Raw genomic sequence first — 15,004 nt, forward strand, 5'->3', positions numbered from 1 at the left:
AAATATCACATAATTATTAATTCTATTACTGTATTGTTTCTTTCTATTATATCTCCCACTCCTGCTGAAAATACAATATTCCCCAATAAAAAAACTGCTATTATTTTCCTCTTCATTTTTTTCTCCTTTAAAAAAGAAAATAGCAAATAAACAAGATACTTAGTAATTGTTATTAGTATTACCCTAATATGTTACTATTAATATTTCTTCTATTTGCTAATTTCAATATTTCCATTCTTTGTTTTATCTTAGTCAAAATTAATTATACAATAATATATTTATTATTGTCAATTATTTTTTACTATTTTGACAACAAGTATCTAATCTTTTTGTAATAAAAAAAGATAGTATTTTTATATACTACCTATATTTATTTATATTTCTCTTTTTAGTGGTTTTGCTATTTCACAAAAATTATCCCAATCTCCAAAATTATTTACTATTTGTTCTATGCTTACGCCTGTTTCCTTATAGAAATCTTCTGTTGATATTTTTACATTTTTATATTTCCCTACTAATTCACCCTATCACTGTATTTCCCTTCAAATCCAGCCATAAAATCCTTCGAACGTAGCTTTTTTTATAACTTATCATAATATTTTTTTATTATTCTTGAATACACCCTTTATTTAGAAATCGATTCATTTGTTCTGCCGTCTCATATTCTTTAATATTTCCTTCTTGCTTATATATTCTGGCTAACCCGCAATAAGAACGACCTTCACCATTTTCAGCAGCTAATTTATAGTATTTTTTAGCTAAAACAATATTTTGGGTATATTCATATAATTGAGCTAATTTATACATTCCAACCGAACTTCCTAAATCTGCAGATTTTTTGAATGATATTTCCGCTTTTTCAATTTCTCCTTTTTTCAAAAACTCTGTTCCTTTTGCAGAATGATAAGAAGGGTAACCAAATTTAATTAAAAACCAGACTACAAATAAAATAAATAATCCTAAAAATATAAATTTTATAAACTTAAATTTCTTCATATTATATATCCTTTCGATTTATTCATAACAAGTATATCATGAATTTAAATCTAAAAAAAGCTGAAATTAATCAGGTTCAACTTCTTCTTTTTTATTCAATCTTTCAAATACCTTCTTTAAAAATCCAGGTATCGGTACTCCCATTTCTGATATATTTCCTAATATTGATATTCCTTCATTTGCTATTATAAATACTAACACCAACATTCTAAAACTCATGCTATTGTCCGGTATCAGATTTATTTTATCCAGCCAGTGTTCTATCAATATCATTGATAAAAACATTGCTTTCCTCAATAAATCTTTTCTGCTTTTATTGCTGCTCACTTCTCCATTATGCCACACCTTTATCAGTCCTGTTGCAAAATTAAGGACTATTAAACATAAAAGTTCCTTATTAATGATCTAGAATTACAAAAGAAGTTATTAGCCAATTTAAATACTAAAAATGAAAGCGAAGTATTCGAAACACTGAAGAAGGTTTTGAATAATATGGAGGATATGGACAGAAAGGACATGCAGAAGTTATTTAAAATATTAATAAAAAAAATTGAACTAACTTCTATTAGTCCAATTAAGGTTGATATAATTCTTAATTTATGATAAACCGACTACTTTTTTCACTCCGTAATCGGAGATAATTCTGGTGCCTAGAAGAGGACTCGAACCTCCGACCCTGCGGGTATGAACCGCATGCTCTAGCCAGCTGAGCTATCTAGGCTTATTTGGTTGCGGAGGCTGGATTTGAACCAACGACCTTCGGGTTATGAGCCCGACGAGCTACCAGACTGCTCTACTCCGCGTCAACCATTGTTATTTATTAAAGTGGTGCCTCGGGCCGGACTTGAACCGGCACGGTGATAATCACCACAGGATTTTAAGTCCTGTGCGTCTACCTATTTCGCCACCAAGGCTTAAACAACAAAAGAAATTATACACTGTCTTTCGCTGTTTGTCAACACTTTTTTTTATTTTTTCTTTATTTTACAATATTTCTACTAGAATACGACCGCATCAATAGGTGTTACTATTACTGCTAAGGCTATTCTGTCACTCAGATCATCTTTTATTTTCCTTACTACATCCACTATTTCCTGAGCCTGTTCATCCTCTACTATCAGAAGAAGCATACTGTCAGTTCCGGGCCAAACGTGATTATCAAAATGCTTCAGATCTTTTCTCCACTGACCGGTAATCTTAGATAATATCAAATACCTTTCTACCCCGGATTCTTTAATCTCTGACACTACTGTATCTAAAAGGTACGAGGCAAATAATATTTTTACTTCCTTCATTCCCTTTCCTCCTTTATTAATCATCTTGATATTTCTTTTTTTCCTGAGCTTTCAGTTTTCTTTCTTCTACTATTGAGTAAACTACAGGTATGAATACAAGTGTCAGCAATGTCGAACTTGACAGTCCGAATATTACCGCAATTGACATTCCCTGATAATATCCTGCCCCTGTTCCTATTCCCAGAGCCAGTGGTACCCATCCTAATACTGTTGTCAGTGTAGTCATAAGTATCGGTCTTAATCTCGATCTACCCGAATCCATAATTGCCTGTCTGAGCTCTACGCCCCGGCTCCGCAGAAGACCGATAAAATCCAGTAAGACTATCGCGTTATTAACAACCATTCCCGCAAGCATGATAAGTCCTACGAGTACGAACATACTTATCGGTGTATTTGTTATCAGAAGCCCCAGTGTTACCCCTATCAGTGATAACGGCAGTGTTCCCAGAAGTATTAGAGGCAGTGAGAATGACTCAAGCTGTGCAGCCATTATGAAGTACATCAGGAATATCGAAAGCAGCAATGATTGCGCTAATTCTCCACCCATTTCCTGCTGGCTGTCTGCATCTCCAGAAAGACCTATCTGATATCCGCTTGCCGGATTTTCATCTTTAAATGCCTGCTGTACTATTTCAAGAGCTTCGTTCAATCCTCTTGTACCTATATTTGCTCCTACTTTTATCTGCTGAAGTCCGTCTTGCTTTTCTATCGCCGAAGGTCCTTCTACTTCCTCTACATGCGCAAAATCTCTTAATCTTACGAATGAACCGTTACTTGATTTCATGCTTAAATCCAGTATCTTATCGTTAGTATCTCTGAACTGTTCCTCCAGCTGGATTGTTACATCTATTTCATCATTTCCTTCCCTGATATTTATCGGATCTATACCAAGGACAGACATATTTAATAATGTCGCTACATCTGAGACAGAAATTCCGTATGTTGCTGCTTTTTCCCTGTCTATAATTACTCTTGCCTGTGGATTTCCGCCTTCATATGAAGATTTTATATCCTTAAGCCAGCCTGTAGCCTGCATTTTTGCTATTATTCCTTTGGAAATTCTGTCTAATTCATCTATATTATCCCCTTGCACAAGGAATTCAAAATCTCTGTTCGGTGTACTTGTACTGAAGTTTGGAGACAGATTTAGTTTTATATCCGGTATATCCTGAAGTTGATCTCTTATTCTGTCCATTACTTTGAATGTACTCTCTTTAGTTTTATCTTTTATTTTTACGTTTACTATTGCATAGCCTTTATCTACAACCGCTGAGTAAACTCCTGTTGTCTCCTCTTTGGACACTACATTCTCTATTTGCTTTGTTACCTCATAAGATTTTGTCAGGTCAAGTCCCGAAGATAATTCGGCAACTACTGCATATTCTTTATTGTCTACCTGTGGAAAGAATACCATCTTTACGAATCTTAATCCAAAAATAGCCAGTACAAACATTATTAACACTGATATTATTACTACAGCCTTATTATCCAGAGCTTTACCTATAAATTTATAGTATCCCTCTTTCATTCTTGTAAAGAATTTTCCTTCCGGTTTTACTCTTTTTGCATCCAGAAAGAATTTTGACGCCAGAGGAACGAATAATAATGCTACTACTATTGATGTACTGTGCGCAAACATAATTGACAATGATAAATCCTTAAATACCATTCTTGCCGCACCCTGCTGAAGCAGAATAGGAAAGAATACACAGACCGAAGTCGCTGTGGAAGCTACCAGTGCCAGTCCTACTTCGTTTGTACCGTTAATTGCCGCTGCGTCTATCGGTTCCCGTTCTTCTGTCATATGCCTGAATATATTATCCAGGACCACGACGGAGTTATCGACCAGAGATCCTACCCCTAATGACAGTCCCATTAGTGAAACCAGATTCAGTGATACACCCTGTGTAGTTAGCAGGAAGAATGTAAATACTATCGATATCGGAACTGCCAGTGCTACTACCAGTGTTGCTCTTATATCCTTAAGGAATACTAAAAGCACTATTACTGCAAGCACAAGAGCTCCTACTGCCGTATCTCTAACGTTTGCTATGGAATCTTTTATATTTTGGCTTCCATCATATATTATTTCATATTTTGAACCTGACGGGAAATATGGTTCCAGCTCTTTCAGCTGCTCTTTTATCTTATCGCTTATTTCCACAAGGTTACCATCACTGGTTTTACTTATGGCAATACTTACCGCATCTGTTCCGTCAAGCTTTGAGTATGTATCTCTGTCTTTTGTAGTATACGATACTTTTGATACATCTTTAAGCTTCAGAGTCTGTCCGCTGTTATTTCGGATAAGTATATTTTCCACCTGATCCAGTGTTTTAATTTCTCCGAGAACTCTTAAAAGAAATTCTTTTCCTCCTTCTTTTACGAATCCGGAAGGAATTATTGTATTTGAACTTTGGATAAGGCTGTACAGCTCTACGGGAGTCAGCCCGAAAGCTTCAAGTTTATAAGGATCTACTTCTACCCTTATCTCTCTTGTCAGTCCCCCGAGGGTATCTACCGCTCCTACCCCTTTTATTCTTTTTAATCTCTGTTCCAGCATGTTCGATGCGAATGTAGTTATCTCTACCGCATCACTTCCTGAAAAGTTTACCAGTAATACTAAATTACCACTTGCTATTTCATATGTCCCTACAATAGGAGAATCTGAATCACTCGGCAGATCCTTTTTTATTTTATCTACTTCTGCCTGTATCTGTGTCTGTTTAATATCTGTATCTTCACCATACTCGAATTGTACTACTACTGTTGATACTCCCAGTTGTGAGTTTGTCATTACCTTTTTAATACCATCTACGTTTAGTACCGCATCTTCAACCTGTCTTGTGATCTGACTGTCCACATCTTCCGGAGAAGCTCCGTTCCATGTAACCGATGCCACAACTACCGGTATATCAAAGTTCGGTAATAACTCCTGTTTCATATTCATCATCGAAACAAGTCCCAAAAAGAACATAACAATTATTATTACAATAGTCGTAACTTTCCTCTTTAGAGCAAATTCTGCTGCTGTCATTATTTCACCTCTTAACTATCTCAAAATTTATTATTCTGACTACTGTACTACTCTTATCTTTTCGCCGTTTTCTATAGTAGTTTGTCCTTCTATCAGATATTGTACTCCTGTTGTTAGTCCTTCGCCTTCTACAACTGCGCTTTGATCATTTTGGTTTGTTATGTTTACCTTAACCTGTTTTGCTACTCCGTTATCATTAATAAATATTACCTTGCTTATTCCTTTTATTACTATTGATGTCTGCGGAACCACCAAGCCTTGCGTAGAACCTAAATCTACACTTGCCACACCGTACATACCTTTTTTAAGTTCACGGTCGGGATTAGGAATACGTACTTTGATTAGAAACTGTCTTGTAACAGGATCCGCCGCAGGACTCACTTCACTTACGAAAGCTTCTACCTCTTTATTTATTTCACTTACTTTTACTTTAACTGCACTTCCTATATGTATCATGCTTATTGTGTTTGCAGGAACACCGATTTCCAGTTCCATGGTATCTTCGCTTACAAGAGTAAATAATGTATCTCCTACTCTGATTTCCTGATACTGCTTCAGATTCAGCCCGGAAATAACACCGCTTACATCTGCTCTGATGATCGTTCTGTTTACGCTGTCATTCGTAGCTGCGAGATTAGCTGCCGCTGAATCAAATCTGCTCTTAGCCGCAAAGTAATCTGTTTCTGTTACCAGTCTTTTTTCATAAAGTGTTCTCATTTTATCATACTCTACTTTGGCTATGCTGTATTCAGACGAAGCCGACATCTGGCTTGATCTTGTCTGCTGATCATCTATTGCCAGTATCAGCTGACCTTTCTGCACATAGTCTCCGTTTTTGAAATTTATAATTTTTAACGTTCCGCTTGATGAAGCCGTGTATGGCACTTCATCCACCGGTTTTATTTCAGCATTTCCCGAATAAGTCAATTCCAGTGTTTCATTTTTTAAATCTGCTACCTTTACAGGCAGGGCTAATTCTACTGCTTCTTCTTTCTTCTTACATGAAAATATAAAAACAAGAACTATCAGTAAATAACAAATCTTTTTCATTTTCCCTCCTAATTTTAGTTAAACATAGATTCATATTTAGATATCAAATAATAGTAGTTTAGACGTGTTGATATATAGTCTATTTTGCTTTCTCTCAGCTTTACCTCAGCATTCAGGAGATCTCTTAATGTTATCAGATTATACTGATATCTCTCTGTTTCAAGTTTATATACCTCTGCCGCTGTTTCTACTGCCTTTTGTTTAGTTTCCAGAACCTTTTCGCTGTGAACAATGTCCATATATGTTGATTTTAATGCAGTCCTTACATCTTCCAGTACATTGGTCTGCTTGAGCTTACTTATTTCAAGGTTATTTTTTGCTTTCTTTACATCATCCTTGGCACTTCCCCAGTCGAATAACTGCCATTTAAATGTAACACCAAAAGTCATAAAAGAATTTTCTCCCTTAAAACTGTCTGAAAATTCCGGCTGTGAATCTGTTCCATAAGATACACTTGCATTTATTGTCGGATAATAAATTGACTTCGCACTGTCGATATTAATTTTTGATATTTCAGACTGTAATTCTGAAATTTTATATTCTGAATTTTCATCTTCCAGTCTTATGATATCTTCTGTATAATTGATCTTGCTGCTGAACTTATCCGCTACAGTAAATGGAACTACCTCAATATCACTTCCTACCCTCATTCCCAGAGCTTTTATCAGATTATCCTTTGCTATATTTACCTGATTCTGATTATCCAGAATCTGTGCCTTTACTTCCAAAACTGATCTTTCTGCTTCAAGAAGATCAGGTCTTGTAGCCAGACGCACATTATATTTCTCTTTTATTATTCTTAAGTTTTCATTCAGTGATTTTTCTGAGCTTTGAAGAACTTCTGTCTTGTTTTCATAATTCAGAACCTCTATATACATATCTATCACATTCAGGACTGTGTCCTTCTTACTTTTCTCCAATTGATACATGGATAAATTTTTAGCTGTTTTAGCTGTTTTTATACCCGCTGCAATTTTACCTCCCTGAAATATCGGCTGCTCCAGACTGATTGCCTGACCGTGCTTACCATCAGGGACTTGTGCATTAGATCCTTCAGCAGTAAAAAACATCTCATTGGATATGAAATTCACTTTAAAAAATGAGTCTTTCCATGATTTTCTAACATCCAAATCGCTGTTTTCAAGGTTTTTCATCTCTATTTTAATGTCTCTGTTATTTTTCAAAGCCATTTCAGCTGCTTCCTGAATAGTGATTTTTTCTGCTGCCAGAGCACTTAAGCACAGGGTAAGATACACCGCTAACTTTTTCATATTTCCTCCTTTTGTATTCCGTGTAATATCAAAGTCGTCAGATCTTCAATAATTCCTTCTTTGTTTTGCTCTATAAATTCAGCTTCTCTCTCTTTCAGATTTATCATTATAAATGTATGTATAGACGAGATTGTATATTCTATTACCAGGGTTTTGTTAAAATACCTTTGATTCTCACCCAGCTTTTCGAATATATTTTCTCTGACAAACTTTACATCCACTTCTTTGAAACTCGGAAGCTTTCTTTTTATTTCGTCTACTTTGAAAAAGTCATTAAATATGACCTGTTGAATTAGAGCAGTCACATTTTTATTAACCATGGTTTTCTCTATTGAGGTTTTCAGATAGAGCCTCAGGGTACTTTCAGCATCCAAATCCTTAGTTTCTTCTGCCGTTTTATCCAGTATTATACAATGCTGTTCAAATAAATAGTTTAGTATCCCCAGCAATAAAGACTCTTTACTGTCAAAATATGTGTAAAAACTCCCCTTAGATATACTCAAGGAATTGGTAATCTCCTCTACTGTTGTTTTCAAATATCCAGCTTCACCAAACAGCTCGATTGCCTTTTCCAAGATTTTCTTTTTTTTGTCTTCCTTCATTATTTGACAAACCTCCTAAATTTTTCCATGACCTGTTAGTCAATTCTATCTTATCTTGACTTTATTGTCAATAAAAAAATTAATATTTTTGCACTCTGGCAGAGATTCTTCCCAAAGTCTTTCCAGCTATACCTCGGAAACACTCATGTAAAAATTTTACTAGAATGACCGCTTCATACAATACTGTCCAAAGCTTTATTATACTAATTCATTCTAGTTTTATATTTTTAAAACCTATAATAATATATAACATATATTTTTTCTATCTATAATTGATATTTGACTTCAAGGCATTAATATTATAGAATCTAGGAAATAAAAAACAATAAAAACAAAGGAGAGAATTATGAAAAGAAATTTTTGGAGCTGGTGGAATAATATTTTACAATTTAATATTTTTTCTGCCCTTACCAAATAATTTTTGTGATTCTTTTATATTTATATTAAAGAGATATTATCAAATCTGGTGATATCTCTTTTTTTACAAAGAGTTTCCTTATATTTGCGGGAGACTCTTTTTATTTTACAAATCCGGAGGCCGATTATGATCATAAAACCAAAGTGTGAAGCTGCTGACTGCTTCAAATATATAAAGAAAGTTTTTCCTAACAGCTATCTTGCCGAAGATAACAGACAGATAATAATAGGAATTGATGTTGTCTATTTTGATTCTGACACATATACCTATTCAGATCTGCGTGAATTGGTAAAATCAAGAAAAAGCATTGCAGAATTTTCCGGATTGTTCGGAGTATTCTCATACGAGACTATCCATTATTTTGAAAAGATAAACAGAAAAGAAAAAGCGGAATATGACTATCCTGAATTTATATTTTCCGATGCCGGAGCCTATCTTCATTTTGACAAAAAAAATTCTGAATTCAGCTTTTTTGGAGATACAGAAAAATATTCAGATTTACTTTTACAACTGAAAGATGTGGCGTCTGCCGAAAAGTCCGAAAATAATAAAAGCTTCAAAATTCTCAGTAATGAATCCGAGAAAAAAAATATTTTTCTGAAGAATGTTAATGAAGCCAAGGAATATATAAAAAAAGGCGATATTTTCCAAATTGTGCTGAGTTCTCAGATAATAATCGAATCAGACTATGATCCTTATGATTTCTATATGGAACTTACAGAAAAAAATCCTTCGCCGTATATGTTTTATTTCCCCACACCATACGGAACAGTCATAGGCTCAAGTCCGGAAATACTTTTGAAAATAGAGGACAAACAGATTTTCATAGCTCCCATTGCAGGAACAAGACCCAGAGGCCGTGACCCGGAGGAAGACAAAATATTAGCCCGTGAACTTTTAAATGATGATAAAGAGCTGGCAGAACACAGAATGCTTATAGATCTTGCACGAAATGACATAGGAAAGTTCAGCAGCCCCGGCAGTGTGAAAGTAAAGAATCCTATGCATGTAGAATACTTCCAGCATGTTATGCACATTGTAAGCGACGTTTACGGAGAGCTTGCTGACGGAACAGATATTTTTGACGTTATTTCTACTGCTTTTCCAGCGGGAACCTTGAGCGGAGCCCCGAAAATCAGAGCAATGGAAATAATTGCAGAGCTTGAACTCCATAAGAGAAATATCTACGGCGGCGGAATAGGCTTTCTTCATTATAACGGGAATTCACAGATCGCCATTATTATAAGAACAGCATTTTATAAAGATAAAAAATACTATATACAGTCAGGAGCCGGAATCGTATATGATTCAGATCCGGAAAAGGAATATCTTGAAATACTGCATAAAAGAAAGTCGCTCACAGGTATACTGACTGATTGTAAATAAAAATGCATACTAATTTTTTAAGGAGGAAAATCTTATGATTTTATTAATAGATAACTATGATTCTTTTGTTTTCAACGTAAAGCAGTATGTCGAGGATATCAGCGGGAAAAGAGTCCATACTGTAAGAAATGACCGCATTACCATTAAAGATATTAAAAAGCTAGACCCTTCGGGAATAATACTCTCACCGGGACCTAAGCACCCTGCTGACAGCAATATATGCCTTGATATCCTGAAAAGTATTCCGGATATCCCCGTACTTGGAATCTGCCTCGGTCATCAGGCTGTGGGCTACTCCTGCTCAGGTCTGATAAATCGTCTCAGCATACCGGTTCATGGAAAAGTTTCCAATGTAAATATTATAAAGAAAGAAAAACTGTTTCAAAATATCCCGGAAAAGTTTTCAGTTATGCGCTATCACTCATTGTATATATCAGAAAATAATTTTCCGGAAGAACTTGAAATTTTGGCAAAAACAGATGACGGCATAATTATGGCAATAAAGCATAAAACTAAAGAAATATACGGAGTACAGTTTCATCCGGAATCATATTTTACAAATTACGGAAAGGAAATTCTGAAAAATTTCCTGTCTATCTCATATAATCAGGAGGAATATTCATGTTAAGAAAATATATTGTAAAGTTACAGGATAAAGAAAGATTATCAAATAATGACTTTGAAGAAATAGTAAAAATTATCGCAGATAAATCATATGATGAAAATCAGCTGAGTGCGCTCCTTGTACTTATCTCGGAGGAAAGCCTCACACCAGAGGGGTTAGCCGCTTTTGTAAAAAACATTCTGAAATACAGCTCCACTTTTGAAGATAAGAAAGCTATGATTGATGTATGCGGAACAGGCGGTGACGGCTTCAAAACCATTAATATTTCCACGGCAACAGCATTTATATGCGGAGCACTGGGAGTAACCGTGGCAAAACACGGCAACAGAGCAGTTTCCAGCAGAAGCGGAAGCAGCGACATTCTGGATATTCTTAATGTTCCTCTGGAAAGTTCTATTGATAAACAGCAGCATATATTAAAGAATCAAAATCTTTCTTTCTTTCATGCTCCGTATTTTCATAAACTGGTGGGAGAAGTAAAAACTCTTCGGGAAAAACTCGGAGTAAGAACAGTTTTTAATATTCTGGGACCCCTGCTTCATCCAAACCTCTCGCTGAAATACCAACTTGTAGGAATTTATCATAAACCTGTACAGAGTCTTTATGCCGAAACACTCCGGCATCTGGGACGGGAGCATGCACTTATCGTAAGAGGAAATGATGGTCTTGATGAGATATCCATTACTGCGGACACTGAGATCATTGAGGTAAAACAAAATGAAATAAAGAAATTTTCCGTTTCTCCGGAAGAATATGGTTTTAAAAGAGCCCCGCACAATGAAATCACTGGCGGAAATCCCGGAGAAAATGCCGAAATCCTTATTAACATACTAAACGGCAGGGAAAAAGGAGCTAAAAGAGACATTGTCGTATTGAATTCAATGTTTGCCCTTTACACATCAGATTTTTCCGATTCTCCGGAAAAAGCAAAAACAATAATAGAAAATGCTTTGGACAGCGGTCATATATATGATTATTTCAGAAATTACATTGATTTTTTAAAGGAGGTAAGCTAATGTCAAATATACTGCATAAAATCAAGCTGGAAAGGGAAAAACAGCTTTCAGAGGAAAAAAAAATACTTTCAAAGCCGTCGCTTATAAAAGCTTTGAAGAAAGACGGCATTCAGATAATAGGTGAGATAAAAAGAGCTTCTCCGTCCAAAGGGACTATTGCAAAAGATACCTTTGACATAGAAAAACAGCTCGATTATTATGTAAAAAACAATATCGCAGCTTTTTCAATCCTGACAGAAAATCATTTTTTTAAAGGACAAAATGAAGACCTCACTTTTGCGGGAAAGCTTCATCCTGAAATACCTGTATTAAGAAAGGATTTTATTTTCGATCCGTTTCAGGTGGCACAGGCAAAATTTATAGGAGCAAGCGCAGTACTGCTAATAGTAAAAATGCTTTCAGATATTGAACTTATTAATCTTCATAAACTGGCTCTTGATCTGGAGCTGGAAGTGCTTGTGGAAATTCATAATGAAGAAGATCTGGAAAGAGCTTTAAGAATCCCGGAAATTAAGCTTTTGGGAATTAACAACAGAAATCTTGATACCTTTGAAACTTCGCTTTCTGTAACAGAAAATCTTTTTCCAAAAATTCCTGCCGGAAAAGATATTACTATTATAAGTGAAAGCGGGGTTCATACACAGGAAGATTTAAAATTTTTAGAATCTATAGGTGTTGACGGAGTCCTTATAGGGGAATCGCTTATGAAAACCAGTCTTTTGAATCCAAAATAAAATACTTCTTTATCGGATGGGAGAAATTATGAGTAAACTAAAAATATGCGGAATCAGGTCTATGGAAGAAATACTTGAACTTGCAGAACTTGATATCGATTATTTCGGATGTATTTTTGCCAAAAGTCCCAGACAGGTTTCTGCGGATCTTGCAAAAAAAATAACAGAAACAGCACATCAATATAATAAAAAAACAGTCGGTGTCTTTGTTAACTCATCAGTAGATGAGATAAGAGAAATAAGAAATGCTGCAAAGCTTGATATTATCCAGCTTCATGGTGATGAAAGTCCGAATTTCTGTAAAAAGCTCGGCGGAACAATCTGGAAAGTATTCAGGGTTTTTGACAAAATACCTGATATCTTACCTTATAAAGAGTATATTGAATATCCTCTTTTTGATACCAAAGGTAAGGAGCACGGCGGAAACGGAATTGTTTTTGACTGGAGCATACTGGAAAATCTGAATTATCCTTATATTCTCGCAGGAGGACTGTCAGAAAAAAATATAAAGGATGCGCTGAAATATAACCCGGCAGTTCTTGATGTCAACAGCAGGGTTGAAATAAATAACAGAAAAGATAAAAAACTTATACTCGACATAATTAATATTGTTAAATAAGAAAGGAATAAAATATGAATAAAAAATCTTATTATGGAAATTTCGGGGGACAGTTTGTTCCTGAAACTATTATGAATGCACTGATTGATCTTGAAAATGAATATGAAAAAACCATTGATGATAAAAAATTCAGAGACGAATTTCAAAGTCTGCTGAAAGACTTCGTAGGAAGAGAAACTCCTTTATACCACGCAAAAAATCTGAGTGAATTTTACGGGCATAATATATTTTTAAAAAGAGAAGATCTGAACCACACAGGAGCTCATAAAATAAATAATGCACTTGGTCAGGCTCTTCTTGCCAAAAGAATGGGTAAAAAGAAAGTAATTGCTGAAACAGGTGCAGGACAGCACGGTGTTGCCGCAGCTACTGCCGCTGCTCTTCTGGGTATGGAATGTGATGTATATATGGGAGCTGTAGATATCGAAAGACAAAGGCTGAATGTTTTTCGTATGGAACTCCTCGGAGCCAGAGTCATTTCAGTGGAGGAAGGGCTGAAAACCCTGAAAGAGGCTACTACCGCTGCTATTCAGGCATGGGTCAATGAAGTAGAGGATGTATTTTATATTATTGGTTCCGTAGTAGGACCATATCCATATCCAAAAATGGTAAAAGATTTTCAGTCTGTCATCGGTGATGAGACAAAAAAACAAATGGAGAAATATGGAAATACTGACTGTATTATTGCCTGTGTGGGCGGCGGCAGTAATGCCATGGGTATTTTTTCCGCTTTTCTTGATAATGAAGATACGGCATTGTACGGTATTGAAGCCGGAGGAAAAGGAATTGACACAGAAGAGCATGCAGCTACCCTTAGTATGGGAAGTCCGGGAATACTCCACGGTATGAAAACTTATGTTCTTCAGGATAAATACGGGCGGATAAATCCTGTTCACTCTATATCAGCAGGGCTTGATTATCCCGGAGTCGGTCCCGAACACTCTTATCTTTTTGATACTAAAAGAGTAACATATGCGGCGGTTACTGATGATGAAGCTATAGAAGCACTTCTGCTGCTCACACAAAAAGAAGGAATAATTCCCGCTATAGAAAGTGCACATGCAGTGGCCTATCTAAAAAAACTATGCCCTGTATTAAAAGAAAAGAAAAACATTGTTGTAAATATTTCAGGACGCGGAGATAAAGATATGCATACAGTATTTTCAATATTAAAAGGAGGAGAAATCCATGAATAAGCTGCAAAATATTTTTAAAGACAAGAAAAATGTAAATATCGGATATATAGTAGGCGGTTTTCCAAATATTGATTATACCAGAAAGTTTCTTCTGAATCTGAAAAAATCACCTATAGATATTCTGGAAATAGGTATTCCCTATTCCGATCCCATAGCTGACGGAAAAATAATTTCAGAAGCTTCCTTTAAAGCTTCACAGAATAATATTACTCCTGACACAGTTTTTGACCTTTTAATTTCTGAAAAGGAAAATATACATACTCCCCTTGTGTTTTTAATTTATTATAATCTTATTTTTGCTTACGGAATTGATCATTTTATAAAAAAATCCGTAGAAGCAGGCATAACAGGACTTGTAATTCCTGATCTGCCGTATGAAGAGGCACAGGAGCTTATTGAGAAGCTTAATAAAAATAATATTGCCTTTATTCCTCTTATAAGCGTTACTTCACAAAACCGGATTCCAAAACTGGTTTCACAGGGAAGCGGTTTTATATATGCTATTGCATCACTTGGCGTTACTGGAACAAAACAGGTTTCTCCGGACAGACTTACTGAATTTATACACGAGATAAAAAAGTATACTGATCTTCCTGTTGCTATAGGCTTTGGAATAAAAAACAGGGAAGATATAATAAAGCTGCGTAACTCGGCAGACGGTCTGATAGTGGGAACCTCTATAGTCCGGCTGACAGAAAGCTATACTCCTGATGAGGTAGTTCCCAAGCTGGAGGAGTTATTCGTTGTATAGATTTTCTG

General features: G+C 35.5%; 14 protein-coding genes and 3 tRNA genes. 7 read left to right on the top strand and 10 right to left on the bottom strand.

Features of this window, described 5'->3' with window-relative positions:
- Nucleotides 1-606: 606 nt before the first annotated feature.
- From STERM_RS16240 to STERM_RS21405, 10 genes are all read right to left on the bottom strand, one after another.
- Complete coding sequence (locus STERM_RS16240) at nucleotides 607-996, bottom strand: SEL1-like repeat protein (protein WP_012862716.1); 390 nt, start codon at nucleotides 994-996, stop codon at nucleotides 607-609.
- A gap of 66 nt (nucleotides 997-1,062) precedes the next feature.
- Entirely contained in the window at nucleotides 1,063-1,401 is a 339-nt protein-coding gene (locus tag STERM_RS16245; protein ID WP_081439654.1) for a phage holin family protein, read from the bottom strand.
- A gap of 239 nt (nucleotides 1,402-1,640) precedes the next feature.
- Nucleotides 1,641-1,717: transfer RNA gene (locus STERM_RS16250), tRNA-Met, on the bottom strand.
- A gap of 5 nt (nucleotides 1,718-1,722) precedes the next feature.
- Nucleotides 1,723-1,799: transfer RNA gene (locus STERM_RS16255), tRNA-Met, on the bottom strand.
- A 23-nt stretch (nucleotides 1,800-1,822) separates the two neighbouring features.
- Nucleotides 1,823-1,910, bottom strand: a tRNA-Leu gene (locus STERM_RS16260).
- An 84-nt stretch (nucleotides 1,911-1,994) separates the two neighbouring features.
- Nucleotides 1,995-2,291 (bottom strand): PG0541 family transporter-associated protein, encoded by a 297-nt coding sequence (locus STERM_RS16265; protein ID WP_012862717.1) that lies wholly within the window; start codon nucleotides 2,289-2,291, stop codon nucleotides 1,995-1,997.
- A gap of 16 nt (nucleotides 2,292-2,307) precedes the next feature.
- On the bottom strand, nucleotides 2,308-5,328 hold the full coding sequence (locus STERM_RS16270) for an efflux RND transporter permease subunit (protein ID WP_012862718.1): 3,021 nt from the start codon (nucleotides 5,326-5,328) through the stop codon (nucleotides 2,308-2,310).
- A gap of 39 nt (nucleotides 5,329-5,367) precedes the next feature.
- Nucleotides 5,368-6,378 carry an efflux RND transporter periplasmic adaptor subunit gene (locus STERM_RS16275; RefSeq protein WP_012862719.1) on the bottom strand — a complete coding sequence of 337 codons (1,011 nt, stop codon included), beginning with the start codon at nucleotides 6,376-6,378 and terminating at the stop codon, nucleotides 5,368-5,370.
- A gap of 14 nt (nucleotides 6,379-6,392) precedes the next feature.
- Nucleotides 6,393-7,649, bottom strand: a complete 1,257-nt coding sequence (locus STERM_RS16280) for a TolC family protein (protein WP_012862720.1) — start codon at nucleotides 7,647-7,649, stop codon at nucleotides 6,393-6,395.
- On the bottom strand, nucleotides 7,646-8,251 hold the full coding sequence (locus STERM_RS21405) for a TetR/AcrR family transcriptional regulator (RefSeq protein WP_012862721.1): 606 nt from the start codon (nucleotides 8,249-8,251) through the stop codon (nucleotides 7,646-7,648). Before STERM_RS21405 ends, STERM_RS16280 begins: the two co-directional genes overlap by 4 nt.
- Nucleotides 8,252-8,795: 544 nt before the next feature.
- On the opposite strand from STERM_RS21405, the gene STERM_RS16290 reads away from it, so the two are divergent.
- From STERM_RS16290 to trpA, 7 genes are read left to right on the top strand one after another with little or no spacing between them, the layout of a single operon-like run.
- Nucleotides 8,796-10,055 carry an anthranilate synthase component I family protein gene (locus STERM_RS16290; protein ID WP_012862722.1) on the top strand — a complete coding sequence of 420 codons (1,260 nt, stop codon included), beginning with the start codon at nucleotides 8,796-8,798 and terminating at the stop codon, nucleotides 10,053-10,055.
- A gap of 34 nt (nucleotides 10,056-10,089) precedes the next feature.
- On the top strand, nucleotides 10,090-10,683 hold the full coding sequence (locus STERM_RS22575) for an anthranilate synthase component II (RefSeq protein ID WP_012862723.1): 594 nt from the start codon (nucleotides 10,090-10,092) through the stop codon (nucleotides 10,681-10,683).
- Nucleotides 10,677-11,696 carry an anthranilate phosphoribosyltransferase gene (trpD, locus tag STERM_RS22580; protein WP_012862724.1) on the top strand — a complete coding sequence of 340 codons (1,020 nt, stop codon included), beginning with the start codon at nucleotides 10,677-10,679 and terminating at the stop codon, nucleotides 11,694-11,696. Before STERM_RS22575 ends, trpD begins: the two co-directional genes overlap by 7 nt.
- Nucleotides 11,696-12,430 carry an indole-3-glycerol phosphate synthase TrpC gene (locus tag STERM_RS16300; protein WP_012862725.1) on the top strand — a complete coding sequence of 245 codons (735 nt, stop codon included), beginning with the start codon at nucleotides 11,696-11,698 and terminating at the stop codon, nucleotides 12,428-12,430. Before trpD ends, STERM_RS16300 begins: the two co-directional genes overlap by 1 nt.
- Nucleotides 12,431-12,458: 28 nt before the next feature.
- Nucleotides 12,459-13,049, top strand: coding sequence for a phosphoribosylanthranilate isomerase (locus STERM_RS16305; protein WP_012862726.1), 591 nt, complete (start codon nucleotides 12,459-12,461; stop codon nucleotides 13,047-13,049).
- A 14-nt stretch (nucleotides 13,050-13,063) separates the two neighbouring features.
- Nucleotides 13,064-14,245, top strand: coding sequence for a tryptophan synthase subunit beta (trpB, locus tag STERM_RS16310; protein WP_012862727.1), 1,182 nt, complete (start codon nucleotides 13,064-13,066; stop codon nucleotides 14,243-14,245).
- The gene (trpA, locus tag STERM_RS16315) at nucleotides 14,238-14,996 is read left to right on the top strand and encodes a tryptophan synthase subunit alpha (RefSeq protein WP_012862728.1); all 759 of its coding nucleotides are present in this window, start codon (nucleotides 14,238-14,240) and stop codon (nucleotides 14,994-14,996) included. The genes trpB and trpA overlap by 8 nt, the downstream gene beginning before the upstream one ends.
- The last annotated feature ends 8 nt before the right edge of the window (nucleotides 14,997-15,004 follow it).

The sequence above is a fragment of the Sebaldella termitidis ATCC 33386 genome, from assembly GCF_000024405.1.
Classification (GTDB): domain Bacteria; phylum Fusobacteriota; class Fusobacteriia; order Fusobacteriales; family Leptotrichiaceae; genus Sebaldella; species Sebaldella termitidis.

Bases quoted from the DNA above. Each gene is read 5' to 3' on its own strand.
- trpD (WP_012862724.1), top strand. From the start codon at position 10,677: ATGTTAAGAAAATATATTGTAAAGTTACAGGATAAAGAAAGATTATCA.
- trpB (WP_012862727.1), top strand. From the start codon at position 13,064: ATGAATAAAAAATCTTATTATGGAAATTTCGGGGGACAGTTTGTTCCT.
- STERM_RS16300 (WP_012862725.1), top strand. From the start codon at position 11,696: ATGTCAAATATACTGCATAAAATCAAGCTGGAAAGGGAAAAACAGCTT.
- STERM_RS16275 (WP_012862719.1), bottom strand. From the start codon at position 6,378: ATGAAAAAGATTTGTTATTTACTGATAGTTCTTGTTTTTATATTTTCA.
- trpA (WP_012862728.1), top strand. From the start codon at position 14,238: ATGAATAAGCTGCAAAATATTTTTAAAGACAAGAAAAATGTAAATATC.
- STERM_RS16270 (WP_012862718.1), bottom strand. From the start codon at position 5,328: ATGACAGCAGCAGAATTTGCTCTAAAGAGGAAAGTTACGACTATTGTA.
- STERM_RS16280 (WP_012862720.1), bottom strand. From the start codon at position 7,649: ATGAAAAAGTTAGCGGTGTATCTTACCCTGTGCTTAAGTGCTCTGGCA.
- STERM_RS16305 (WP_012862726.1), top strand. From the start codon at position 12,459: ATGAGTAAACTAAAAATATGCGGAATCAGGTCTATGGAAGAAATACTT.
- STERM_RS16265 (WP_012862717.1), bottom strand. From the start codon at position 2,291: ATGAAGGAAGTAAAAATATTATTTGCCTCGTACCTTTTAGATACAGTA.
- STERM_RS21405 (WP_012862721.1), bottom strand. From the start codon at position 8,251: ATGAAGGAAGACAAAAAAAAGAAAATCTTGGAAAAGGCAATCGAGCTG.
- STERM_RS16240 (WP_012862716.1), bottom strand. From the start codon at position 996: ATGAAGAAATTTAAGTTTATAAAATTTATATTTTTAGGATTATTTATT.
- STERM_RS22575 (WP_012862723.1), top strand. From the start codon at position 10,090: ATGATTTTATTAATAGATAACTATGATTCTTTTGTTTTCAACGTAAAG.
- STERM_RS16290 (WP_012862722.1), top strand. From the start codon at position 8,796: ATGATCATAAAACCAAAGTGTGAAGCTGCTGACTGCTTCAAATATATA.